19 protein-coding genes are annotated in these 26,636 nt (G+C 45.8%); 12 read left to right on the top strand and 7 right to left on the bottom strand.

From position 1 onward, the window contains the following. Positions 1-2,009, bottom strand: a 2,009-nt coding sequence (locus tag QUB06_RS09200; RefSeq protein ID WP_445251367.1) for a two-partner secretion domain-containing protein, incomplete at its 3' end; no start/stop codon positions are given. 566 nt (positions 2,010-2,575) lie between these two features. Here QUB06_RS09200 and QUB06_RS34675 point away from each other — a divergent pair. The 5 genes from QUB06_RS34675 to QUB06_RS09225 all read left to right on the top strand — a co-directional run bounded on the left by QUB06_RS34675 (position 2,576) and on the right by QUB06_RS09225 (position 11,885). Beyond that, positions 2,576-2,716: a hypothetical protein gene (locus QUB06_RS34675; RefSeq protein WP_445251366.1), complete on the top strand. Its 141-nt coding sequence runs from the start codon at positions 2,576-2,578 to the stop codon at positions 2,714-2,716. A 3-nt stretch (positions 2,717-2,719) separates the two neighbouring features. Beyond that, positions 2,720-8,680, top strand: a complete 5,961-nt coding sequence (locus QUB06_RS09205; RefSeq protein ID WP_445251368.1) for an AAA family ATPase — start codon at positions 2,720-2,722, stop codon at positions 8,678-8,680. Then, positions 8,661-8,930, top strand: a complete 270-nt coding sequence (locus QUB06_RS09215; RefSeq protein ID WP_333435037.1) for a hypothetical protein — start codon at positions 8,661-8,663, stop codon at positions 8,928-8,930. Before QUB06_RS09205 ends, QUB06_RS09215 begins: the two co-directional genes overlap by 20 nt. 580 nt (positions 8,931-9,510) lie before the next feature. Then, positions 9,511-10,404, top strand: a complete 894-nt coding sequence (locus tag QUB06_RS09220) for an isoaspartyl peptidase/L-asparaginase family protein (RefSeq protein WP_333435038.1) — start codon at positions 9,511-9,513, stop codon at positions 10,402-10,404. A gap of 203 nt (positions 10,405-10,607) precedes the next feature. Then, positions 10,608-11,885, top strand: coding sequence for a carbamoylphosphate synthase large subunit (locus QUB06_RS09225; RefSeq protein ID WP_333435039.1), 1,278 nt, complete (start codon positions 10,608-10,610; stop codon positions 11,883-11,885). Positions 11,886-12,057: 172 nt separating this feature from the next. Here the strand turns inward: QUB06_RS09225 and QUB06_RS09230 are convergent, their stop codons facing one another. Next, on the bottom strand, positions 12,058-12,510 hold the full coding sequence (locus tag QUB06_RS09230) for a hypothetical protein (RefSeq protein WP_333435040.1): 453 nt from the start codon (positions 12,508-12,510) through the stop codon (positions 12,058-12,060). A 206-nt stretch (positions 12,511-12,716) separates the two neighbouring features. Between QUB06_RS09230 and QUB06_RS09235 the strand changes: the two genes are divergently transcribed. Next, the gene (locus QUB06_RS09235; protein WP_333435041.1) at positions 12,717-13,619 is read left to right on the top strand and encodes a serine protease; all 903 of its coding nucleotides are present in this window, start codon (positions 12,717-12,719) and stop codon (positions 13,617-13,619) included. A 41-nt stretch (positions 13,620-13,660) separates the two neighbouring features. On the opposite strand, the gene QUB06_RS09240 is transcribed toward QUB06_RS09235, so the two are convergent. Continuing rightward, positions 13,661-15,646 carry a tetratricopeptide repeat protein gene (locus QUB06_RS09240; RefSeq protein ID WP_333435042.1) on the bottom strand — a complete coding sequence of 662 codons (1,986 nt, stop codon included), beginning with the start codon at positions 15,644-15,646 and terminating at the stop codon, positions 13,661-13,663. 673 nt (positions 15,647-16,319) lie between these two features. Continuing rightward, positions 16,320-16,880 carry a COP23 domain-containing protein gene (locus QUB06_RS09245; protein WP_333435043.1) on the bottom strand — a complete coding sequence of 187 codons (561 nt, stop codon included), beginning with the start codon at positions 16,878-16,880 and terminating at the stop codon, positions 16,320-16,322. A gap of 120 nt (positions 16,881-17,000) precedes the next feature. On the opposite strand from QUB06_RS09245, the gene QUB06_RS09250 reads away from it, so the two are divergent. Together QUB06_RS09250 and QUB06_RS09255 are read left to right on the top strand one after the other, a co-directional pair. Further along, complete coding sequence (locus tag QUB06_RS09250; RefSeq protein WP_333435044.1) at positions 17,001-18,050, top strand: serine/threonine-protein kinase; 1,050 nt, start codon at positions 17,001-17,003, stop codon at positions 18,048-18,050. A 42-nt stretch (positions 18,051-18,092) separates the two neighbouring features. Next, a complete protein-coding gene (locus QUB06_RS09255; protein WP_333435045.1) occupies positions 18,093-18,287 on the top strand; it encodes a hypothetical protein in 195 nt (64 codons plus the stop codon). Between the two features lie 41 nt (positions 18,288-18,328). Here the strand turns inward: QUB06_RS09255 and QUB06_RS09260 are convergent, their stop codons facing one another. Continuing rightward, positions 18,329-18,757, bottom strand: coding sequence for a universal stress protein (locus QUB06_RS09260; protein WP_333435046.1), 429 nt, complete (start codon positions 18,755-18,757; stop codon positions 18,329-18,331). Between the two features lie 324 nt (positions 18,758-19,081). Continuing rightward, the gene (gene hisD / locus QUB06_RS09265; RefSeq protein WP_333435047.1) at positions 19,082-20,395 is read right to left on the bottom strand and encodes a histidinol dehydrogenase; all 1,314 of its coding nucleotides are present in this window, start codon (positions 20,393-20,395) and stop codon (positions 19,082-19,084) included. Positions 20,396-21,300: 905 nt separating this feature from the next. On the opposite strand from hisD, the gene rpsT reads away from it, so the two are divergent. From rpsT to QUB06_RS09280, 3 genes are all read left to right on the top strand, one after another. Then, positions 21,301-21,603 (top strand): 30S ribosomal protein S20, encoded by a 303-nt coding sequence (gene rpsT, locus QUB06_RS09270; RefSeq protein WP_333066838.1) that lies wholly within the window; start codon positions 21,301-21,303, stop codon positions 21,601-21,603. Positions 21,604-21,828: 225 nt separating this feature from the next. Continuing rightward, complete coding sequence (locus QUB06_RS09275) at positions 21,829-22,608, top strand: TatD family hydrolase (RefSeq protein WP_333244503.1); 780 nt, start codon at positions 21,829-21,831, stop codon at positions 22,606-22,608. Beyond that, positions 22,577-22,759, top strand: a complete 183-nt coding sequence (locus QUB06_RS09280) for a hypothetical protein (protein WP_333435048.1) — start codon at positions 22,577-22,579, stop codon at positions 22,757-22,759. The genes QUB06_RS09275 and QUB06_RS09280 overlap by 32 nt, the downstream gene beginning before the upstream one ends. A 205-nt stretch (positions 22,760-22,964) precedes the next feature. Here the strand turns inward: QUB06_RS09280 and QUB06_RS09285 are convergent, their stop codons facing one another. Continuing rightward, complete coding sequence (locus QUB06_RS09285; RefSeq protein ID WP_333435049.1) at positions 22,965-23,108, bottom strand: hypothetical protein; 144 nt, start codon at positions 23,106-23,108, stop codon at positions 22,965-22,967. 102 nt (positions 23,109-23,210) lie between these two features. On the opposite strand from QUB06_RS09285, the gene rpoB reads away from it, so the two are divergent. Then, positions 23,211-26,597, top strand: coding sequence for a DNA-directed RNA polymerase subunit beta (gene rpoB, locus QUB06_RS09290; protein WP_333054817.1), 3,387 nt, complete (start codon positions 23,211-23,213; stop codon positions 26,595-26,597). The last annotated feature ends 39 nt before the right edge of the window (positions 26,598-26,636 follow it).

Raw genomic sequence — 26,636 nt, forward strand, 5'->3', positions numbered from 1 at the left:
GTATTTGGTGTTGGTGTTGGAGTATTTGGTGTTGGTGTTGGAGTATTTGGTGTTGGTGTTGGAGTATTTGGTGTTGGAGATAGCGCAGAAGAACTGATCGCAATATTGCCCTGAGTGTAAGTGCTAGGTGGCACGGGCACCGCAAACTGTGGCGAAATTGTCTCGGAACCTGATGTAATGGCTCCCGCCGTCCCATTCGTTGTCGCATCGCCGACAATAAAAGGTGTAGTAGTGCTCCCCGCGTGGCGAATAGTAATTGCGCCGCCACTTGTGCCATTAGCGCTAGAAATGCTCACATTTACACCGTTACTATCTGTAAAAGTGCCGCTGACTGTGAGAAGATTGCCAGCCGTGAGGTCAATACTGCCGCCAGTAGACTGAAGAGTGCCTGTAACGGCGATGTCGCTACCAGCATTGAGAGTAATATTACCGCCAGAAGTCGCGATCGCATCCAGCGCAATGTCCCCTGCTGATTCCAAAATCACAGGCCCGCCTGCTGTCGAAATCGCTCCCACTCCAATGCTATTGCCCGAAGCAACACCGGGCGAAGCAAAAAATGTCTCCCCTGCGGTGACATTCGGCGGCACATTGGCAGGATTCGCCAGAGTCGAAACGCCCGATCGCAGAATTAAAGCTGCACTACCTGAAAGCACCGCCGCATCTGGATCGGCGGAACCTGACAAAGTAGTATCTGGCCCAATGATACTAATATCTCCCGCCGCGATCGCGCCTTTTGCTTCTACCTTAAGTGAGGTTCCAGTATAATCACCAAATCTCACATCTCCCTCGGAGCTAATAATCGGGTCGTACAAACTCAAAAAACTGCCACCGTTGCCAGACAATGTGAGAATACTTACATTACCTCCCGCAGCGAAGTGAGCATCGCCCGAAACATTGCCATTGCTCAATAATGTGATATCCCCTGCGGATTGGAATGCAGGGTTAGGGTAATTTAGCGCGAAGATATCAATATTTTGATTGCCTTGTACAGTAAGATTGCCGCCTGCGATCGCCCTGAAAGCGTTATTTCCATCCCGCACCCGCACCGTATCTCCTGCCAACAGATACAAGTTGTTCTCAGTAAGTAGCTGGCTTTCTACCAAAGTGAGATTACGTGCTGCCGAGAGTGTAGCATTCTGACTATTAACAGTAGAACTAGCGATCGCCACATCTCCGCTTTCCACCTTCAAACCCGCCGTCAAAACCACTTCTCCTGCACCGTTAACGGAGATACCAGTAGCAGAGTTCCTACCTGCGCCCGCAAGCAATTGCGGAAGAGACAAAGGCAGAGAGAATTGCCCATTCTGTGCCAACACTCCCCCGTCAACAACCGCTATTTCTAAACTTAATAAATGCCCTTCTTGACTAATACGAACAGCATTCTCACCCGGAACAGCAGCGACAATAATATTACCTTGGGGAGCATTGAGGGAACCAGTGTTGACAACTGTGCCGCCAATTAAAGTTATACTTTGTCCCGGCATAACTGCTAAATTACCTGCATTGATGATACTTCCAGGTTTGCTGAGATCAAAGTAAAAACTGTTCGGAGTTCCTATCAGCGTACTGTAATCGTTCGCTCCGGCAACATTGAACAAACCGGAATCAAAACCGATGTTAGTAGCCGTAGTAGCTGTAAAGGCTGCCGGAAGATTCAAGCTAGCATTAGGGCCAAAGATAATGCCCGAAGGATTTATTAAAAACAGGTTAGAATTGCCGCCACTTACTTGAATTAAACCGTTAATAATAGAAGGATTGCCGCCTACTACCCGTCCTAAGATGTTCCGAATAGCGGGATTAGAGATAAAATTAGCAATCTGCCCTTCGGTAAGTCCAAACTGTTGGAAACTGTGGAAAAGATTCGCTCCATCTCTAGAAGTTTGGCCGCCTGTGATATTCAAGCGATCGCCGCTAGGTGTGACAGTAGTGCCAGTGCGATCGGGTGCGGGAACAATGGGTTGTCCTTGTACCACCGATGTACTCAAAATAGTGGCTGCGATCGCTAGCATTGCAGCACCATGTATAGAAAAGAAGGCTGGTTTCATTAGCTTTGAGCTGGCAGAGCACGTATCTGACAATTATAAGTTTAAGGTATTGGCTGCTCAGTGCGGTCAACTGCGGCGTAAACTTAGCGATTAAGAACCTCGTCACCATCAGGGCGGTTGCTTTACCTGAAACCCAAATTCTGCACCCTCAACTGTCACGAGCGGTTTTTACTTATTTTTAGCCAGCAATAAAGCTATAATTTGTAGTTTTATACCGTACATTAACTGATAAAAAACCTTTTAAAGCCATAATTTATTATTTTTAAAATAGAGTTTTCTGCGTAATTATGCTGTGTCACACTCCAGGCTGCGTAATGTGGGCTGAAAATCAAAGCAAAAGTACGATCGACTGTTGAGGCATCCTATGCACTAGGCGATCGAAATCGGGGCTACCACAAAGTATTTGCAGGCTGTTAGCCCAAAAACTCAACCTTTGTTAACAAACCGCATTTTGTCCTTTCTAACGTGCTAATCTATACACAAAGCTGGTGCGTTTTGACTTAGCGTTAATTTTTAGCAAAAACATCAATATGCTCTCGATTCCAGGCGTTACCGTTGTGAAACTTCTCTATGAAAGCGCCAACTCTCTAGTTTACCGGGCCATTCGGGAAGCAGATAACCTGCCGATTATCCTCAAACTTCTCAAAGAAAGCTACCCCACACCTCAATAATTGGTGCGCTACCGCACCGAATACCGCATCACCCAAGAGCTAAAAGAGGCGGGAGTCGTGCGAGTCTATGACTTGCAAAAATACCAAAACAGCCTCGTGATGTTTGTAGAGGACTTTGGCGGCGAGTCCTTGACAATTTGGATGCAGCAGCGCTCGTTTACTCTTGAAGAATTTTTGCTCCTCGCTATTGCCACAACTGAAACTTTAGGGCAAATTCACAGCGCCAACATCATCCACAAAGATATCAACCCCTCAAATATTGTTTACAACCCGGAAACGGAACAATTAAAAATTATTGATTTTGGCATTTCCACTCAGTTAACCAGAGAAACACCGATACTGAAAAACCCCAACATTTTAGAAGGTACCCTCGCTTACTTATCGCCGGAACAAACTGGCAGGATGAATCGTACTCTCGATTACCGAACGGATTTTTACTCCCTTGGCGTTACTTTTTATGAATTACTCACAGGAAAACTGCCTTTTGAGACAGAGGACGCTTTAGAATTGGTTCACTGCCATATTGCCAGACAGCCAGTACCCACGCACGAAATTGAGCCAGTAATTCCCCTAATAGTGTCTCAAATTGTCAGTAAACTGATGGCGAAGAACGCCGAAAATCGCTATCAAACTGCCTTGGGAATAAAACACGACTTAGAAATGTGTCTGGTTCAATTACAAGAAACCGATAGCATAGCAGAATTTAACTTGGGAACGCAGGATATTACAGACCATTTTCTGATTCCCGAAAAGTTATACGGTAGGGAAACTGAAATTTCTCATCTATTAGCCACATTTGAACGAGTTAGTATAGGTAGCGCCGAAATGATGCTGGTGGCTGGCTTTTCTGGCATTGGTAAAACCGCAGTCGTGAACGAAGTCCATAAGTCGATCGCGCGACAGCGTGGCTATTTTATTAAAGGCAAATACGACCAATTCCAGCGCAATATCCCCTTCAGTGCATTTGTGCAAGCATTTCGGGAATTGATGGGACAATTATTATCAGAAAGTGACGCTCAGTTACACAGATGGCAAACCCTAATTCTCACCGCAGTAGGCGAGAGTGGGCAAGTATTGATTGATGTAATTCCTGAATTAGAACGCATCATTGGCGCTCAAAGTCCTGCACTAGAATTGTCGGGGAGTGCAGCCCAAAATCGGTTTAATTTGCTGATGCAGAAATTTATGCAAGTATTTACCACCGCCGAACATCCGTTAGTGATATTTTTGGACGATTTGCAGTGGGCGGATGGCGCATCTTTGAAGTTATTACAACTGTTAATACAGGATAGGGGGCATCTGTTAGTATTAGGTGCTTATCGTGATAATGAAGTGTCCCCTACTCATCCGTTTATGTTGACGGTGGATGAGATTGTGAAGTCTGGGGCAGCGGTGAATACAATTACGCTGCAAGCTTTGCGTTTAGCAGATCTGAATCAGTTGGTAGCAGATACGCTGATTAGCGATTTATCTTTTGCTCAACCCTTGACAGGATTGGTTTATCAAAAAACCCAAGGTAATCCCTTTTTCTCTACTCAATTCCTCAAGGCATTGCATGAAGATGGCCAAATTATCTTTGACTGGGATGTACGGCATTGGCAGTGCGATATTGCTCAAGCTAGACTTACCCACGCCTCGGATGTGGTGGAGTTTATGGCGGTGCAATTGCAGAAATTGCCAGCCAAAACTCAGGATATTCTAAAATTGGCGGCTTGCATTGGGGCGCAGTTTGATTTAGAGACATTGGCAGTCGTCAGCGAAGAATTACCCGACCCAACGGCATCAGTATTGTGGAAAGCCTTGCAAGAAGGACTTATTTTGCAGATTACAGAAGGCTATAACTTCATTCAAACAGATGCTCAATCCCCGAATCAGTCTGTTGCTAATCCCACTTATAAGTTCCTGCACGATCGCGTTCAGCAAGCAGCTTATTCATTGATTTCTGACGACCAAAAACAAGCCACCCATCTCAAAATCGGACAGTTACTTCAGCAAAATTACTCAGAAAAGCAAAAAGAGGAAAAACTGTTTGATATTGTCGGGCATTTGAATTTAGGGCAAGAATTAATCAGCCAGCCAAGCGAACGGGAATTTTTAGCCCAACTTAACTTAAAAGCCGGAGGTAAGGCAAGAAGTTCTACCGCCTACGCTGCGGCAAATATCTATCTGCAAACAGGGATTGATCTACTGACAGCTAACTGCTGGCAAACTCAGTATGAGTTGACCCTGAATCTTTATGTTGCTGCTACCGAAGCCGCCTATTTGAATGCTAACCTTGAGGTTATGGAACAGCGGGCAGCACAGGTATTGCAGAATGCTCAGACAATTTTAGACAAAATCAAAATTTACGAAATTTTAATTGCCACCCAGACAGCTCAGGGCAAGATGTTGGAGGCCATCGCAGTCGGTAGAGAGGCCCTGCGACTATTGGGAATCGATTTCCCCAGCGAACCTGACAAAGCCACGATTGGTAAAGCGTTGCAAGCCCTGGCTAGCCAACTTCAGGACAGACAGATCAAGCAACTGGTTGACTTGCCTTTGATGACAAATCCACAGACTCGGGCAGCTATGCAACTCTTCAGAATGTTATTTGCACCCATTTTTCAAACAATGCCGAGTCTAACGCCGCTAGTTAGCTCTACTATGGTGAGTTTATCGCTCTCCTTTGGGAATGCACCCGCATCGACGGTGGGGTATGTGATGCACGGCATGGTGTTGTGTGCCTTTTTGGGAGATGTAGAAACGGGCTATGGCTTTGGTAAATTAGCACTTTCATTGCTGGATCGGTTCAATGTGCCGGAATTCAAGTCCATGATTCTGTTTGTGTTTGGTGCTTGGATTCAGCATCACCAAGAATCTCTCTTAGCAACGGTAACAACGCTAAAAGATGGCTACACGGCGGGCAGAGAAACTGGCGACTTTCTATGGGCTGGCTACAACATAAGTATTTACTTTTCTGCCAACTTTTTTGGTGGGGTAGAACTAGATACTTGGGAACCCGAACTAGCAGATTACAGCACTGCCTTAGATCTGGTAAAGCACTATTCTGGTCAGGATTCTTTGAATTTGATGCGGCAGACGGTGCAAAACTTGACGGAATGTGTCAGTCAACCGGATTGCTTAATAGGAACTGCATACGATGAAACTGTAATGATTCCTAAGCGCTATCAGAACAATCAATTCACATCGATCGTTTTTATCTACATCAACAAACTACTTCTTGCTTACTCGTTTGGCAACTATTCGGCTGCCATATACCACATTACCCAAGTTAAGTCGTATTTGATGGCAGTATCGGGAAGTGTTTATTTTCTCATTTTCCATTTCTATGCCGCCCTAACACACTTGGCGCTATTTCCCACACAGCTAGAAATTGAGCAAGTAGAAATTATCGCTCAGGTACAAACACATCAAACCACTTTACAACAGTGGGCGCAAAATGCTCCCATGAATTATCTGCATAAATGGTATTTAGTGGAGGCAGAAAAACATCGAGTCTTGGGCAATAAAGCTGAGGCAATAGACTTGTACGATCGCGCCATTGCTGGAGCTAAACAAAATCTATTCCTCAATGAAGAAGCACTAGCCAACGAACTAGCTGCCAAGTTTTATCTAGAATGGGGCAAAGAAAAAATTGCTCAAACCTACATGATTGAGGCGTACTATTGTTATGTCCAATGGGGAGCTACTGCGAAGGTAACAGATTTAGAAACGCGATATCGCCAGTTATTGGGGGCAACTCAATCGGGAAGAAAAAACACTAAAACTACCGCATCAGTGACGGCAATTGGTTCGGGTAACAACTTAGATATCACCACGGTGATGAAAGCTTCTCAGGCGATTTACGGTGAAATAATGCTAGATAAACTACTGTCTAGTTTGATGAAAATTTTGATTGAAAATGCAGGGGCGCAACGAGGCTATCTGATTTTGTACAGCCAAGGAACGCTGTTAATTGAAGCTGAAGGGACAATAAATTTTGAACAAGTCACCGTCTTGCACTCACTCCCCGTTGAAGATTGTCAGGAACTTTCCAAAGCGATTGTCAATTATGTGGCCCGCACTCAAGAAAGCGTGGTACTAGATGATGCTGTGCGATCGGGACAATTTACCAACGACCCCTACATCCAAAAGCATCAGCCCAAATCAATTTTATGCGTGCCGCTGATTAACCAAGCTCAAATCATTAGTATTGTTTACCTAGAAAATAATCTGACAGCCGGAGCTTTTACCCCAGAAAGAGTGGAACTATTAAAAGTGTTATCTGGACAAGCGGCGATCTCGATCCAAAATTCTAAGCTTTATACAGAAGTCCGCGAAAGTGAGAACCGACTCGCTCAATTTTTAGAAGCAATTCCAGTGGGGGTGTCAGTGCTGGATGCGGATGGCAAACTTTACTATAGTAATCGCGCTGCTATTCAATTATTGGGTAAAGGAGTTATTCCTGAAGTCACCACCGAGCAAATACCAGACGTTTATCAAATTTATCAAGCTGGAACAGAGGAGGAATATCCCTCTGCCGAATTGCCAACTACGCGGGCGTTGAGTGGCGAAAGTGCCACTGTAGATGATATGGAAATTCACCAAGGCAACAAGATTATTCCGATCGAAGCTTGGGGTACACCAATTTATGATGAAAACGACAATATTTCTTATGCAATGGTAGCCTTTCAAGATATCACAGAGCGCAAAAAAGCCGAAACAGAGCGAATCAGATTTACCGATAAATTGTTCCAAATCAACAAAGCTTACGAGCGTTTCGTTCCCAATCAATTCCTCCAGTTTTTAGAGAAAGCAAGTATCATTGATGTGGAATTGGGCGACCAAGTGCAGTTAGAAATGTCGGTGCTATTTTCCGATATTCGGGACTTTACTACGCTTTCGGAAAGTATGACGCCGGAGGAAAACTTTCATTTTATTAATGCTTATTTATCTCGGATGGAATCGGCGATTATTGAAAATAATGGCTTTATTGATAAATATATTGGTGATGCGATTATGGCGCTATTTAGCGGTAATGCTGATAATGCAGTAAACGCCAGTATTGCCATGCTGCATCAACTTCAAGTATACAATCAAGAGCGGGTTAATTCTGGTTATGCCCCGATTAAGATTGGCATTGGCATTAATACTGGGAATTTAATGTTAGGCACGGTGGGCGGGCAAAATCGCATGGATACGACGGTAATTAGTGATGCGGTGAATTTAGCTTCTCGTGTGGAAGGATTAACAAAAAATTATGGTGTTGCTTTACTGATTACACAGCAGACTTTTAATAAATTAGCTAATCCTAGCAATTATGCTATGCGAATGATTGCTCAAGTTAGTGTTAAGGGAAAAGTAAACTTATCTACAATTTATGAAGTTTTTGAGGCCGATATTCCTGAAACAAAGCGAGGTAAATTAGCCACAAAAGATTTATTCGAGCAAGGGGTGAGCTTATATCGACAACAGAAATTTATCCAAGCCACAGAATTATTTGCTCAATGTTTAAACCTCTGCCCTTCGGATCAGGTTGCTCAAATTTATTTTGACTGGTGTGAACAAAAAACTATCACTTTAAACGTCGAGCTCTTAGAGAGAACTTTAGCATTAGTTAAACCTCACTCTGATGAATTTGTCAGTAACTTTTATGAAATACTTTTTGAGAGTTCTTCTCAGATTAAAACTCTTTTTAGTAATACAAACATGGGGCAGCAAAAAGAAAAGCTTTGGCAAAGCTTAGAAATAATAATTGAAAATTTACGGAAACCTAAGTTAATTAATGTTTTTGCTAAAGGATTAGGTGCAACTCATGCCAAATATGGCGTGGTAGTAGAACATTTTCCTGTTGTCGCTAATGCACTCATTCAAGCCTTGAAGGCGCAGATGGGTTTAGAGTGGACACCGGAAACTGAAAAAGCTTGGGTACAGGCTTATACAATTATTGCGTCAGCTATGATTGATGGAATGGCTGTTATGTGAGCTCGATCGCGTTTTTGATGCTGATACCCCAGAAATCAAAGCGGGCAAGTTAGCTACGCTGGAATTGTTTGCAGAAGCTTTGGCGATTTACTCGGAAGGGAAGTTATTTGAAGCGGCGCGGCTGTTTGCCGAGTGTTGGCGTCAGAATCAGGGCGATCGCGTCTCTAAAATTTACTGGGAACGCTGTCAGTCTGAATTGATGAGTCGCAGCACAAAAATTAAAGACCGGCTACACAATTTAGATCAATGATAAAAGTCCAAAGTTCGATCGCTACATTGTTGGAGGGGGATCTCATTTTTATTTTTCACGAGTGGTATTGGGGCGACGGTTGAGTGCAGTCTCGGTTCCAGGAAGTGTCGCGGCTGCCACTGAATCTGGGGAAAACCGCTAGTTTGTTGCGGCTGCGCGGGTTTTTGGCGGGTAAGCAGAAAGGCTCAGAGTGATGTGAAGGTTGATCGCACTTATTGTCTCTCAAAGTCTCCTTCTTCACGTTCACCGATTTTGCCTGTTAAGGTGTAGTGCATCCCCTTAAGTTTTACCTCGTCTTTACTCCCACACTCTTTCAATTTCATTAACTAACTCGAAGCTAAATGTGCTCAAACTTTTGACATAACTTGGGCAACATATATATTAATAATTCGTAAATATCTCGGTCGGGAGGAATACCAATTTCGACAATAATAATTATATCTGAAGATAGACGAATCCTAAATTCAACACCGCTAGCCTATATAACTAGCATCAAATAAAATACTTAAAAATTGCTTAGAATAAGTTGATTGATATAAGGAATTTTTAAGTAGAGTTCCAGATAAAAAAAAGGAAATTTATGGTACTGAGTATTATTGTTCACGGTGGAGCAAAAACCATCTCAGAAGAGAAGGTTGCAGCCAACAATGCAGGCTGTACCGCAGCAGCAGAAGCTGGTTGGGCAGTGCTCACAAGCGGGGGTACCGCAGCAGAAGCTGTTGAGGCAGCTATCCGGGTTCTGGAAGCTGACCAGACATTTAACGCAGGCTTTGGATCGGTTCTCAACAGCAAGGGAGAGGTAGAGCTAGACGCAGCGATGATGGAAGGCGGTTCCTTAGCTTGGGGAGCCCTCGCAAATGTTAAAGGGGTGCGCCATCCCATCTCCGTGGCGCGAAAGATTATGGATAAAAAACCCATGTTCTTAGTAGCGGATCACGCAGAACATTTTGCGGCCGAAAATGGAGCCGAGATGTGTAAAAAAGAAGACTTAATCGCTGATGAGCAACAGGAAGAGTGGGAGGAGGAAAAAGAAGTTATTGACCGCCCCAATACCGTTGGTTGTGTAGCTTTGGACAGCAGCGGCATCTTAGTTGCCGGTACCTCAACAGGCGGCACTATGAATAAGCCCGCCGGTCGCGTCGGCGACAGCGCCATTATCGGCTCAGGCTTGTTTGCTGAAAATGAACAGGGCGCTTGCTCGACCACAGGCGATGGCGAGTCGATTATACCAGTAGTTCTGGCTAAGACGGCGATCGACATTCTCGCGTCCGGCAAGCACCCAGACGATGCAGCGCAGATGGCAATTGAGACTCTGGCATCTAAGGTGGCCGGAGAAGCTGGGTGCATCCTCATTGACCCTCAAGGGCGGGTTGGCTGGGCGCATAACTCAACCGACATGGCTTGTGCTTATATAACCTCAGGAATGGACAAGGTGGCTGTGTTCACTAAGAAAAAACAACTCGTCCATCATTGAAATTATTGAGGCTGCATTCTCTCTAGTTGGAGAGTGTTAAAATTCCGCAACTAATATCTTGTTTCCTAGGTATTAAGTAGCTGGACATCAATAAACATTTTTTCAATTTGTAGGGCGGGCATTGCCCACCCTACTTTTAATTATGTCGAGCTACTTAGTGGCGGGCAAAACAGTTCAATTCAAACTCTACTTGAAGGTTTATTATGAACTCAACATACGACTTTCCTTACTTTCAGGGTAATTCTCTTTCCGATTTATTTGCTGCAGACATCACAGATGCACGTTATGCGTTCATCCTAAATTACCCTGCAACTGCGAGTTGGGCTGCTTACCCCAACAGGAAAAAATACTTTATTCAAGACGGCAGCAGTGAAGCCACCAAAACTTCTTTCGACAAGATTGGTCAGAAGGAACCTTGGAAAAATCTGGCTGTGTTAGGCGATGCCATCCCAGGGATTGTGATTAATCAGCCGCCGAACTCGCTGATGGACTATTGGCGGGAGCATTTTGGCTTCAGCTACAGCAGTATGGAGATGATAGACTGCTCAACTTATCTCGAAGATCTCAGCGTAAGCGATCGCTTTGACAAACTCCTGAGTCTATTTCCCTTCGACAATCTCAAACCAGAAAAACACGCCGTCCATCCTGACATCCACTACCACTTACTCAGCAAAGCCACGCTAGCAGAATTAGGCGTGCAATGTCCGAAATACCAAACCTACAATCTGCACGAAGTCAATCTCGAAAGCATTCAGTTACCAGAGCAATTCCCCTACTTGATTAAAACATCCCACGGACTTTCTGGAGAAGGCACTTATATTATCAAAAGTGCCAGCGATTTGAACTACTGCTTGCAGGAAGTGAGGAAATATCTCGATATCAAGTTGCTGGATACGATTATTGTCTCGGAATTCGTCAAGAATGAAGTGCAGAACTTTTGCGTGCAGTTCTATGTAAGCAAAACCGGAAATATCACGCTCATCGGCACTACCAGTCAACTTGTCACCCCAGAAGGTAGCTATTTAGGGGGACTAATTCACTACCGCGAAACCGACATGAGTAGGTTTTTTGAGATGATTGCCGCTATTGGTAAATATGCTCACCAACAGGGTTATTTCGGCGTTATTGGCTTCGACGTGCTGGAAGACTCTGAGGGAGAGTTGTATGCCATAGATGCCAATTTCCGAGTTAATGGCTCGACTCCGCTTTGTGTGCAGCGCCATACCTTACTGGGGCTGGGAAAGGAGGTGGCTCAATATTCCAGTAGCTGGCGAATGGATGGGACTTTGGAATCGATTCTTGTCACGCTGAAACCAGAACTCGATCGCAAGGACTTGATAATCTTGTCGGCTTTAGAGAAGGTTAAATACGGGAAAATCTACACGGAAATTTACGGGATAGTTGCGGGTGAGGATATGAAGGAAATGCACCACATCGAGGAGAATTTGCACAGTAAGGGATTGCAGCAATACGGACTTTGATAAAATCGGGCGATCGATCGCAGTGAAATAAGTTACATTTAAGCATGGAAATCCAAAAACCCGGTTTCTGCAACAATATCTCTCGGAGCGAGGATTTTTCCAGAAACCGGGTTTTTTGCGTAAGTCCTATTACATTTAAGCATGGGAATTGATGAATCGATCGATTTTCGCTCTAATTCACCTGAATCAACTCTTTTTCAATTGAATCAGCTTGATTTGTACTATCCAATTCCAGATAAAACGACACACTTTCAATCTCCCAACTAACCCAAGCATGGGGAACCAGCATTACTCCTTCTATGAAAAAAGACTCTACTGATTCGGTGATATCGGGAAACGGGCCATCGACGCTCGAAATTGAAGGTTCCACAGCTTTGAAGTGACCCGATTCAGGGGGTTCAGCAACATAATGCCACAGTTCGCGAACCGATTTTTTGACTTTCTCGAAGACTAAGCGGCATTTGGGGATAAAGATGGTTTCCTGCGGCGAGGGATTGAGCGGATGTCCTGGAATAACGCCGAGATTGCCTGTCGGAATCACCATTTTATCATCAAGGGCGATCGGCGGATCGAAATCGCTGGCGATCGTATAAAGTTTATCGAAATTATTTTGAATAATTGTCATGCTTCCTTCTCCAAAATAGTGGTGCGGATAGTCGCCAGGGGAATATTATAACTGCCATCAGGTCTAGGTATTTGTCGAAAAAATTGTTGTTGGCAAATCGAGGTTCGAGATTGCCATTTTCTACGATATCGATCCGGATACTTTCTGTGGTAGCTGTATCATAATTGATAGCTCCTGGATATTGGAAAGTTAAACAGTCAAATAATATGAAGCTATTTTCACACTATACTGGCCAGAGAAAAATTCACTCGCTAAAATCTGTGAAGCACTGGAAAATATTAGCAATCTCACTGTTACTGACTGGCATATTGAACGGTTTAGCGCGAGAAACAACGGAAAAACTTTCAGCAGCATCTCCTAATATATCCGAACAAGTTAACCAGCCAGTTTATGAAATTGCTAATCTTGTCACTGTCAGAATTTTTTCTGAGTCTGCGTCGGGTTCTGGGGTAATTATTCAGCATCAAGGACAAGCTTATACTGTATTGACAAACGATCATGTGGTAGTCGATCGTAAAGAACATAACTATAGAGTATTGACTGCTGACGGAAAGACGCATATTGCTAAGTTGCTGCCTTCGTATCAGTTGGGAAATTTAGATTTAGCTTTAGTACAATTTACCAGTTATCAATCCTATCGAGTTGCAGAAATCGGAAACTCGCATCAGCTATCGATTGGAAGTGCTGTTTTTGCGACGGGTTTTCCCAATTGGCATTGGATTAAGTCAAATTCGATAGAAAATACTCGGAATTGGGGGAGAAAAGCTTTTCAGTTCACGAGTGGTCAAGTAGAAATGTTGCCCGATCGATCGCTAGGTAATGGATATCAACTGGGTTATAGTAATGATATTGTTGATGGCATGAGCGGCGGGCCAGTATTAAATAATGATGGTAAGTTGGTGGGTATTAATGGTCGATCGAAATATCCTTTGGGTGGAATTGAGGTTTTTAGATTTGCGGATGGGAGTTTGCCTTCTCAAGCGGTTTTTCAGCAGATGGAAGCTTTGAGTTGGGCGATTCCGATCGGGACTTTTGAGCGGGTGAATTATCAAGATATAGAACCCGGTTTCTTTTTAGGTTTTTCGCTGCTAAATTCATATTTGCTTTGAGAAACCGGGTTTTTTTGCGCAAGTTTTATCTCGGGCGTTCGCTACTGCGGTGATAATTTTTTAATTTGGTTGATAGCATCTTGGTAATCATTTGTTCTTCCTTGTTTTTTGTACAAGTCAGCGGCTTTTTGATAATCCACGATCGCATTCTGCGTATCTCCTAAGTCAGACTTGACATTACCTCGATTGTAGTAGGCATCGGGATTGTTGGGATTAATCTTAATAGCCTGGTTGTAATCGGCGATCGCCTCATCTTTTTTCCCTTGGTCGTATTTTGCTATACCCCGATTGTTGTAAGCATAATCATATTTGGGATCGAGGCGAATTGCCTCGGTATAATCGACAATCGCCTCATCTTTTTTCCCTAGCGCCGACTTGGCTAAGCCCCGACCGAAGTAGGCAACCTCATATTTGGGATTAAGGCGAATTGCCTCGGTATAATCGACAATCGCCTCTTCTTTTTTCCCTTGGTCAGACTTGGCATTACCACGACCGAAGTAGGCAAAAGCATATTGGGGATTAATCAGAATTGCCTCGTTATAATCAGCGATCGCCTCTTCTTTGTTCGTGAGGTCATACTTGGCTAAACCCCGACTAGCATAGGCATAAGCATATTTGGGGTTGAGCCGAATAGCCTCGGTGTAATCGACGATCGCCTCTTCTTTTTTTCCCAAATCATACTTCGCATCACCCCGACCGACGTAGGCCACATCATATTTGGGATTCAGCCGAATTGCATCATCATAATCTGCGATCGCCTCTTCTTTTTTTCCTATGTCATAGTTAGCTAAACCTCGATTGTTATAGGCAATAGCATCTTTGGAATTCAGCCGAATTGCCTGGTTATAATCGAGGAGCGCCTCTTCTTTTTTCCCTAGCTCATACTTAATTATACCCCGATTCCTGTAGGCATCAGCATAGTTTAAATCAATCCGAATTGCCTCATTATAATCGGCAATCGCTTCTTCTTGTTTCCCTAGAGCGTACTTGACTATACCCCGATTGTAGTAGGGAGCGGCATTGTTGGAATCAATCTTAATAGCCTGGTTATAATCAGAGAGTGCCTTGGGTTTGTCTCCTAAGTCATCGTAGACATTACCTCGATTGTTGTAGGCAAAAGCATAGTTGGAATCAATCTTAATAGTCTGGTCGTAATCAGCGATCGCCTTTTGTTTATCTCCTAAGTTATAGTAGGCATTACCTCGACCGAAGTAGACACCAGCATTATTGGGATTAAGCTCGATCGACTTAGAAAAATCAGCTATAGCACCCTTAAAATCTCCTTGATTTACACGAGCAAGTCCTTGATTGAAATAGTCATTAGCATCATTAGGGAGATTACCCGGTGATACACTCTCAGGCTTTAAAAAAATGTTAATCGGAATTCCCAGTTTATGTCCCGTATCTATCCCTTCTTGAATATCTTTACTCCCGTGAATGCCAATCACTTCCCCTTGTTGATTTAGCACGGGACCGCCACTCATCCCGCGGCTAGTATTGTTATTATAAACCAAGCCATATCCTTGAAACTCCGAAGATGTTGGGTTTAAACCGATAACAGTACCAGGAATTACCAGCATCGTGCGTTGTTTGAGTTGTTCGCTAACTGCAGGTAGCCCAGCAACAGAAACGCTAGTACCCTTAGTAACTCTGTCTGAGTTTCCTAACTTCGCTAACTTGTAAGTTTTGTTACTCTCAAAAGTCAACACTGCCAAATCTATACCAGCTACAGGTACGGTTGCGTCCGATGCTAAAAATCTGTATTCGTTACCATCTGATGTCAAAATCAAACAACTTCCTTCTGCTTGCTTAACCACATGATAAGCAGTGAGAACCGAGTAAGTATTGCCATCTTTATTGAAAATTACTCCCGATCCCGCTGTACTGCATCCATCAATTGTAACAGTTATTTCTTCTGCTGTTTTAGCTAATTGTTCTGGGGATTTTTCAGAGCTAGTTAAACTTTCACATCCAACAATTCCTAATCCAAAAACCGCAACAACCGATAATCTATGCAACGCAATCATATTTATCCCTGCCCAATCGTTGTATTATTGTTTGTCTGTCGTATGATGGTAAGGTGCGTCGCTCTGGTATCTTGATAAATAGCCAGAATTGTTCGTGGCGACGCACCCTACTTTTAGGAAATCATCAAAGGGGTATAATACTAAGTCCGGGTTATTCACCCCCTTTGTAAGTGGTATGGTGCGTCGCTCGTTTAATCTTGGTTTATAGCAAGAGTTGTTCTAAGCGACGCACCCTACGAGATTGGAATTATAAAGGGGGTACGATACCCGGATTTGGTATAATACCCAGATTTGGGATTACACAATACATCCAGGGATAGGGACTTTTCAAAAGAGGATTGCCCCTACAAGACACCATATATAGATAGTTTTGGTAAGTCCCGATCGAGCAACAAGCCCGGTTCCTAACAATCTATTTCTTAGGACTTATGTAATAATCCGGATCTTCCTTACTCAGGATGCTATTTTGACTGAGAATTATATTAAAACCCATGCTGAGCATGGGTTTGGTCATTTTATAAGCGAAAAATACTGCTGTAGCGCGATTGACATGAAAATCCGATCTATATATGAGATTTTGTAGGGGCGATCGCGGGAATTGCTCCTACAAAACACTACATATATATCCTGCGTAAGTGCCGAACTATTTTCCCAAATGCTTCAAATTTAAAAGCTACAATTTTGGCTCAATTAAATTTTCCAGCAAAATCGAAGCAGAACCACCATTTTCTTCAATGATATTACTACTAGCATTACCCCGACTCACGTTAAATATTTTTGCCACAACTTCTTCAGATTTTTGAGAGTTGTTTTGATTGAGGGTAAACAACAAATTCTCTGAATTACAGCTTGTTTGTCCATGACTGAGGACGCAGACAACTTTCTGATTGTTAACCGAACCAACAGTTAATTTCAAATAGCCCAACTTACCCCCATTATCAGCAACAGCTTTCGTGAGTTTTGGCGACACTATGTTGCAGCGTTCTTCAGGTGTATATTCTGAACCAAATTCTGTGGTATTCCAGGTAATCAGCGGAGAAACAACGAAAGTACCTTTTTGAGCTATTGTTGCCCAGCCGCTCCCTTGCCGAACGCACTTAAAGATGGTCGGTGGCTCGCTTTGAGTTTGGGTAGTCGAATCAGGAGGTATATTCGTCGAACAAGACGACGCCCCAAACAAAATGAAAATAGCAGCCATAATTTCCGGAATCAACCGATATGTTTTTGTAATCATATATTTGGCACTTCGTGACTTTTAATGAAAAGGATTTTTTGAGCGGTTTCAATAACTCTACTAATTATATCGGAATTGCATCTGAGCGTGTGAAGATGATAAAAAATATGGTGATATAAAATGATTGTAGGACTAACTATCAAGGGACGCTATCACATCATCAGTTTATTGGGTCAAGGTGGATTTGGCGAGACATATCTAGCCGAAGATCGAGATCTACCCAATCATCCGCGCTGTGTTGTCAAGAGACTCCAGCCGCAGTCTAATGAACCATTTGTTTTGGAAACAGCCAAACGCCTGTTTAAACGGGAGTCTGAATACCTGTACAACTTAGGTAAGCACGATCGCATTCCGCAGCTATTGGCTGACATCGAGGAAAACCAAGAATTCTATCTCGTCCAAGAGTTGATTGAGGGACATGATTTGAGTGAAGAATTCAATCCCCCTCACCAAAGGGGAGCACAGGCAGTTCAGTTTAGTGAAAAAGAAGTAATTCAATTGCTATATGATATTTTAGAAATATTGCGATCGGTTCACCAACAAAATATCATCCACCGGGATATCAAGCCTTCCAATTTAATGAGGCGCGATTCGGATAGTAGAATTGTTTTGATTGACTTCGGAGCAGTCAAAGAGATCTACAGCCAATCAAACTATTCTACAGGACAACCGCAGACAGTTCCGATCGGCACTCCCGGATATGTACCCAGCGAACAGGAAAAGGGGCATCCCAAATTGTGCAGCGATATCTATGCAGTAGGAATGGTGGGTATTCAAGCACTGACTGGCATATTTCCTCACGAGTTGCCAAAAGACTCGCAGACCCTGGAAGTTATCTGGAGAGAACGAGTATCAGTCAGCCCGCAATTAGCAGGTATTTTAGATAAAATGGTGCGATACCAATGGCAACAGCGCTACCAGTCAGCAGATCAAGCATTACAAGCTATTAAACCTCTAGCACTATCTTCAGTATCTCCGACAGTGGCTTCCCCTGCTCCCCGTTTGCCTTCACTCAATTTATCAAAGATACCAAAAATGTTAATAGGTTTAGTTGGCTTAGGATTTGTGACTCTTACCGTTATCTTTGTAGTCCAAAATTTTCCTCACTTTCTCAGAATACAACCATATCCGCAGCCAACTGTGACCCCAACACAGGAACCGGTACTTTAAATTGGATTGAGCAAAAATTTATATTGTACAACAATTAACATTATGACAGGACAAAAATTTGACCGAATTGTTGCTATTGCAGCGCTCTTAGTTGGCTTTGTTGGGGTTATTCCCGCAGTTTATAGCTTTCAAGACAATTTTTTTTGTAGAAAAAGGATAAAGCAGACCAGCAGATTGAACAACAGCAGAATCTTCAAACCAAAGGAGAGCCTGTTTTATAGCTATCTTCCTCTGTGAAACAAGCCTCCCGCCTGTGAATCCCTGCGCTTCAATTCCCCTTACTTAGCCCGCACAACCAACACCGAACAAGGAGCCTCAGCGACAACCTCAGCACTCACTGAACCCTCCAAAATTCGCTTTAAACCAGTCAAACCCCGACAGCCGATCGCAATTAAATCCGCCTTATAAATATTAGCCAAACGGACAATTTCTTCTGCCGGTTGTCCCGAAACAATCTCCAATTCGCTCTGGCAAGGCAACTTTTCCTGATAAGATTGCAGCAACTTCTCCACCTCTCGGTAAGGAACCTCATTTCCATGAGGGTGAGGTCGATCGACCACCGTCTCAAAATCCGACGTACCCGGACTCACAACATGAACTAGAATCACCTTTGCCGTCGGTTCTAGCTGAAATTGTCCTACAACTTGCAATACCTGAGTCGCTAACTCTGAATTGTCGATCGCTACCAAAACAGTATTCAATACCATGCACCTTTAAATTTCAGATATTTAGACTTTAAATTTTTCGTTGATTGTCGCCTACTTTCGACAATTTCGCGCTTCCCACCAACATCATTATTACCTACCCCGAAACCCGGTTTCTTAAAATAATTGCGTCATTTCAGCAAGATACTTGAAGAAACCGGGTTTCTTAAGCCCGCAGTGCGTAACTCGGTAGGTGCAAATAAACTGGGCCGCTTCTCACAGAATGTAAAGCTACCATAATCGCAAGAGAATTGCTTCCTTTCATTGCATTTCACTTGTTTTGGACTACCTATGTATTTTGCCGATCGCCCATCTCAAATTTACCATCTAAAACTCACCCTTTCCCTCATTTTCACTCCGCAGCCGCACCGAATCAGCGTGAGAAGGAAGCCCCTCTGCTTCGGCCAAAACATTAATCGCCCTACTCACCTTCTTAAGTGCAGCCGGCGAATATTGAATCAAACTCGAATGCTTCATAAAAGTTTCGACACCCAGTGGCGACGCATAGCGCGGAGCCCCAGAAGTCGGCAAAGTGTGATTCGGGCCAGCCAAATAATCACCTACAGCTTCCGGCGTCGAGCAGCCCAAGAAAATCGCCCCAGCGTGGCGAATTTGATCGAGCAAAGCCCAGGGATCTGCAACTTGCAATTCCAAGTGTTCGGGCGCAAACTCATTAGAGAGTTCCGCCGCCGCTTTGATCGAGTCAACTACTACGACTAAACCATAGTTGGCGATCGCCTTTTCTGTTAAAGTTCGGCGCGGGTGATTTGCCAACTGTCTGTCTACCTCAGCCACCACCTTCCTAGCCAGCACCGAATCCGGCGTCAGCAAAATTGCCGACGCCATCGAATCGTGCTCAGCTTGAGCCAACATATCCGCAGCCACGTGCACAGGATTCGCCGAACCATCCGCAATAATCAACACTTCCGACGGGCCAGCCAGAGAATCGATCCCCACAGTCCCGTAAACCAGCTTTTTAGCCAGGGTGACGTAAATATTCCCCGGCCCAGTAATTAAATCCACCTTCGGAATAGTTTCCGTACCGTAGGCCAAAGCTGCGATCGCCTGCGCCCCGCCTACGCGATAAATCTCATCAACTCCCGCTTCCTGAGCCGCTACCAGCACCGCAGGATTCATTTTCTTCTCCTGTCCGGGGGGAGTACACATCACCAGTCTCGGCACCTTGGCGACCTTCGCAGGAACCGCATTCATGATCACCGAGCTTGGATAGGACGCCTGACCGCCAGGAATGTAGATTCCCGCTCGATCGACCGGCGTGTAGCGCTTGCCCAAAACAATCTCGTCATCACCAAACTGCACCCAAGACTTGGGTACGCGCTGTCGGTGAAACGCCTCTACCTGTTTGCAAGCCAGCCGAATTGCATTTAATAATTCTTTCGACACCTGCTGGTAAGCAGCATCCAATTCGGCGCCTGTCACCCGTAAATCTTCCACATTTAGGGTCATGCGGTCAAATTCAGCAGTATAGTGCAGCACAGCCTGATCGCCTCTGCGCCTTACAGCTTGCAGCACCTCCCGCACGGTGGCTTCTTTGTGAACGACAAGTTCGTCATGGGTGCGATCGCAGATCCGTCGCAGTTCAGCTTGTGCCTCAACCCACTGAGTAATGATTCGCAGCATGGAGATTAGGAATGCCGTCTATAACTTCACTAACATTTGCTTGACAATTGGGGATTTTTGTGGGGATCTCCTAGAGAAGTAGGCCACCACCAGTCCACAAGCTTAAACCGCGATAGTCGCGGCATTTTCCAAGGCTTCAGTGCAGCGTTTAAATCTCTGTCGAGGATTTTGCAACACTGAGGACAAGTCACAACCTTCTCTCTTGAATTGCCTGCCAGAGAACCGGTTGCGGAGGGAGAGGGTGGGAACGCAGAGGGGGAGAGTGTCCGACCCCGATCATATCCGAGAGGGAGAGTGTTCGATGGGGAGAATTTTGATTCTGCCTTCTACCTTCTACCTTCTGATCCGGCTGTCTTCTACCTTCTACCTTCTACCTTCAGCTTTTTACCTTCTACCTTCGGTAAGTGCTTCTTGCCGAAGCCCAAATAACCCGTATTCTTTGTTATAGCTTAACTTGGATTTTTCAGAGAATTGGATTTTAAGCAAAATAGGTGCTATATTAGTTTTTCCAACACCTGATAATTTTTTTATAAAAAAACGCCAAATTATTGTATACTTGAAAATTGCGCGCAAGAAACCGTGACTTTAACTCGTGACGGTGGAAACACCGCAAAACGCCTCTGTAAAACCCGTGTCATACCTTTGGGTATTGTCAGGGGTCAAGAACAGGCAGTTAAATGAGTCAATAAAAAATTATTGCGCGGGCGTCGCCCAAAAGTAGCCACAGACTCAGCTCAATCTGAATCTCAATCTGAGCGAATGGAAAGTGGCTGTCTCACTCGGCCATTAAAAATCAAGCTTTTTGCGGATCGCTCCCGAAAAGGTTGTCCTTCAAAATCCCCGTGTCTTGGGACTGTCTTGAGACTAGGGTGTATCAATGAATACCTACTTCCAGCAACTGAACTATGGCAAATATTAAGTCCGCCGTCAAACGAGTCAAAATCGCCGAACGTAACCGCTTGTACAACAAATCTTACAAGTCAGCGGTCAAAACTTTGATGAAGAAGTATTTCGCTGCCGTAGACAAGTACGCCGCAGCTCCGAGCCCGGAATTAATGCAAGAAGTCCAGCAGCGAATGTCTGAGGCCTACAGCAAAATTGACAAAGCTGTCAAAAAAGGTGTACTCCACCGCAACAACGGCGCTCGTAAAAAGTCCCGCTTGGCAAGAACCCTCAAGCCACACGAAACATCCTCGGTAGCATCTTAAGGAAGCAGAAAGTTCGGCAACGAAGCAGTGTACAAGATTGAAGGGATGGATGTTGAGGGAAGAAGTCAAGCGTGAAGAAGTCAAGCGTGAAGAAGGAAGAAGGAAGAAAGAAGACGGAAGATTTTTCCGGCACACTCTCTGCCACTCCCACTCCCAGACTCTTTCACTCCCCCCTCGCCCTATCCCACTAGGACTCTCCCGTATCACCTCTAATCTGCTTCCCCCATGCAGCTCATCGACACTCACGTTCATATCAACTTTGAAATCTACAAATCTGAGTTAGAAGCCATTCGAGAACGCTGGCGCGAAGCTGGTGTAGTTCGGCTGGTTCATTCTTGTGTAGAGCCAGAAGAGTTTGCCGGCATTCAAGCAATCGCCAACCAGTTTGCAGAAGTGTCCTTTGCGGTTGGACTCCACCCCCTAGATGCGGACAAGTGGAAAGACGAGACTGCCAGCCAGATTAGGGAATTAGCAAGTTCGGACTCTAGGGTAGTGGCGATCGGCGAAACCGGACTGGACTTTTATAAAGCTGACGATCGAGAACACCAGTTTAAAGTGTTTGAGGCACAGCTTGAAATCGCCCAGGAACTTGACAAACCAGTCATTATCCACTGTCGCGACGCCGCCGCCCCAATGGCCGAAATGCTGAGGAACTTTTGGCAAACACGCGGGCCAGTGCGCGGGGTCATGCACTGTTGGGGAGGCACGCCCGAAGAAACCCAGTGGTTTTTAGACCTGGGTTTCTACATTAGTTTTAGCGGAACAGTCACCTTTAAAAAAGCCTTGCAAATACAAGAATCAGCTTGTATGGTAAATAGCGATCGCATCCTAGTCGAGACAGATTGCCCTTTTCTCGCCCCCGTACCCCAGCGGGGAAAACGCAACGAACCAGCCTACGTCTACTACGTAGCCGAGCAAGTTGCTAAATTGAGAGGAGTTTCTCTCTTAACTTTGTCCCAGCAGACAACCGAAAATGCCTGTCAGCTATTCGGCTTTTCTGTTTAGTTATAGCAGAACAGAGAAACGAGGAAAACAGGTTGATTTAGGAGCCAGCGATCGGGACAATCCCATTTCTATCCTGCCAGAAAAACCGGATTCATCCTTTATTGGAGATTCTTTTGGCGTTGCCTGTTGCGATCGGATTTGCGTCCTATAATAAAAAGAACCGACCGATCGGGCGTTGGCTTAGTCTCCGCGACTGCGATGTCGCCCGGAAACTACCAACACAATGCGAGTACGCTAACCTTCGGGATCGGTCAAAACTTCACGCAATACCTCAAACTTACACACTCAAACTTACACATCAGAAGAAACTTGGAACCTCAGCAATTTGGCAATAGCTGTCAAGTCAATTTTAGGAGTCAAAAGTGTAGGGAATTCACCCAGGGATACCACGAGATCAGAGCTAAAAGCATCTCGATCGAAACTAAAATCCGCACAAAAATACTGCGAGCAACCAGCAAAAATAACCGTTGCAACAGTTGGCAGGCGATCGAAAACATCATATAAATTCTCTCACACAATCCATCAAAAAAACGCAACAAGGTAAAAAAGCCCAGCCTTGGCGCCATGTAAAAAGCTAGAGCCACTGCGGAAAAAGGACACCCATGACCACTAAAGATTACACAGAATTCGCCTTCACCTTGCCCGATTTGATCGAAATCCAGCGGGCAAGTTTTCGCTGGTTTCTAGAAGCCGGGCTGATCGAAGAACTCGACAGCTTCTCCCCGATTACAGACTACACGGGCAAGCTGGAACTCCACTTCATGGGCAAAGACTTCAAACTCAAGCGCCCCAAATATGATGTGGACGAAGCAAAGCGCAGGGACAGCACCTACTCGGTGCAAATGTACGTCCCCACCCGCCTAATTAACAAAGAAACAGGGGAAATCAAAGAACAAGAAGTCTTCATCGGCGACTTGCCCCTGATGACCGAGCGCGGCACTTTCATTATCAACGGCGCCGAACGGGTGATTGTTAACCAAATCGTGCGTTCCCCCGGCGTGTACTACAAATCGGAAACCGACAAAAACGGTCGCCGTTCCTATAACGCCTCGCTCATCCCTAACCGTGGCGCGTGGCTCAAGTTCGAGACAGACAAAAACGATTTAGTCTGGGTCAGAATCGACAAAACCCGCAAACTATCGGCTCAGGTGCTGCTCAAAGCCCTCGGACTTACAGACGGGGAAATCTACGACTCCCTGCGGCACCCGGAATACTTCCAAAAGACGATCGAGAAAGAAGGACAATTCGGCGAAGAAGAAGCTTTGATGGAGCTCTACCGCAAACTCCGTCCCGGTGAACCCCCCACCGTGGCGGGCGGCGAACAGCTCCTCAACTCGCGCTTTTTCGACCCCAAACGCTACGATTTGGGCCGAGTCGGCCGCTACAAACTCAACAAAAAATTGCGCTTGACAGTCCCCGATACCACGCGGGTGCTGACATCGCAAGATATCTTGACGGCGATCGACTACTTAATTAACCTCGAATTCGACATCGGCTCCACCGACGACATCGACCACTTAGGCAACCGTCGCGTCCGCAGTGTCGGAGAACTGCTGCAAAACCAAGTCCGCGTCGGACTCAACCGCTTAGAACGGATCATCCGCGAAAGAATGACCGTCTCGGATGCCGACTCCCTCAGCCCCGCTTCTCTGGTAAACCCCAAACCGCTGGTAGCAGCAATCAAGGAATTCTTCGGTTCCTCCCAGCTATCGCAGTTCATGGATCAAACCAACCCTCTGGCAGAACTGACTCACAAACGTCGGCTTTCCGCCTTGGGCCCTGGAGGCCTGACTCGGGAACGCGCCGGGTTTGCAGTACGGGACATTCACCCGTCCCACTACGGCCGGATTTGCCCGATCGAAACACCAGAAGGCCCCAACGCCGGTCTGATCGGTTCCTTGGCAACCCACGCCCGCGTCAACCCCTACGGCTTCATCGAAACTCCTTTTTATCCAGTAGAAAAAGGACGGGTGCTGCGCGACAAAGCCCCTGTTTACATGACAGCCGACGAAGAAGACGATTTGCGCGTCGCCCCCGGAGACATCAGCCTCGACGAAAACAACAACCTCTTGGGCGAAACAGTAGCCGTCCGCTACCGCCAAGAATTCACTACCACCACTCCGATGCAGGTGGACTACATGGCGATTTCGCCCGTGCAAATCGTTTCCGTCGCGACATCGTTGATTCCGTTCCTGGAACACGACGACGCCAACCGAGCTCTGATGGGATCGAATATGCAGCGGCAAGCTGTGCCGCTACTGAAACCAGAACGGCCCCTCGTCGGTACGGGCTTGGAAGCTCAGGCGGCGCGAGATTCCGGGATGGTTGTGGTTTCCCGGATCGACGGCGAGGTGATTTACATCGACGCTACCCGGATTATTGTCAAACCCCTGGCTGTAGATGCCGAATCGAATTCCAGCGAAGAACATTTCCTGATTAAGGAATACGACGATCTCAAAGTCAAACAGCCCTCGGTTTGGAAGCAAAAATATGCTGGCTGCATCGAACACGAACTGCAAAAATATCAGCGTTCTAACCAGGATACTTGCTTAAATCAGCGTCCTTTGATTTATGAGGGCGATCGCGTCGTAGCAGGTCAAGTGCTCGCCGACGGTTCCTCCACCGAAGGGGCAGAACTCGCTCTGGGCCACAACATCCTCGTAGCCTATATGCCTTGGGAAGGCTACAACTACGAAGACGCGATGCTAATTAGCGAGCGTTTGGTGTACGAAGATGTCTACACTTCGATCCACATTGAAAAATACGAAATCGAAGCCCGTCAAACTAAACTCGGCCCCGAAGAAATCACCCGTGAAATTCCTAACGTCGGCGAAGACGCGCTGCGCCAGCTAGACGAACAAGGAATTATCCGCAAAGGTGCTTGGGTAGAAGCCAGCGACATCCTAGTCGGCAAAGTCACCCCCAAAGGCGAATCCGACCAACCGCCGGAAGAAAAACTGCTGAGGGCAATCTTCGGCGAAAAAGCCCGCGACGTGCGCGACAATTCCCTCCGCGTCCCTAACGGCGAAAAAGGCCGCGTGGTGGACGTGCGGGTGTTTACCCGCGAACAGGGCGACGAACTGCCCCCCGGCGCCAACATGGTCGTCCGCGTCTACGTGGCTCAAAAGCGGAAGATTCAAGTCGGCGACAAAATGGCCGGCCGCCACGGAAATAAGGGTATTGTGTCCCGGATTCTGCCGATGGAGGATATGCCTTATTTGCCCGACGGGACTCCGGTTGACATAGTGCTCAATCCCTTGGGCGTACCGTCGCGGATGAACGTAGGTCAGATTTTTGAGTGCTTGCTGGGATGGGCGGGCGAAAATCTGTCGATGCGGTTCAAGATGGTGCCTTTTGATGAAATGCACGGCGCTGAAAAGTCGCGCGAAACCGTACACGGCAAGCTACAGGAGGCACGCGAAAAAACCGGCAAGCCTTGGGTGTTTAATGAAAAACACCCCGGCAAGACTATTGTCTACGATGGCCGCACTGGGGAACCGTTCGATCGCCCGATCACAGTCGGCATCGCCTATATGCTGAAGCTGGTTCACTTGGTAGACGATAAGATCCACGCCCGCAGCACAGGCCCTTACTCGCTGGTAACGCAGCAGCCTTTGGGCGGCAAAGCGCAGCAAGGGGGTCAGCGGTTCGGAGAAATGGAAGTCTGGGCGCTGGAAGCGTTCGGCGCCGCTTATACTTTGCAAGAGTTGCTGACTGTGAAGTCGGACGATATGCAGGGGCGGAATGAAGCGCTGAATGCGATAGTCAAAGGCAAAGCAATTCCGCGGCCAGGTACGCCGGAATCTTTCAAGGTGCTGATGCGGGAGTTGCAATCTTTGTGCTTGGATATTGCCGTGCACAAGGTGAATACATCCGACGAGGGCAGCGAGCACGTTGAGGTTGATTTGATGGCAGATGCTGGGGGCAAGCGATCGCCCTCCCGGCCTACTTACGAATCGCTTTCTCGTGACGAACTTGACGAGGATTAGGGATTTTAGATTTTAGATTTTAGATTTTAGATTGAAGAA

Source organism: Microcoleus sp. D2_18a_D3, from assembly GCF_036702455.1.
Taxonomy (GTDB): domain Bacteria; phylum Cyanobacteriota; class Cyanobacteriia; order Cyanobacteriales; family Microcoleaceae; genus Microcoleus.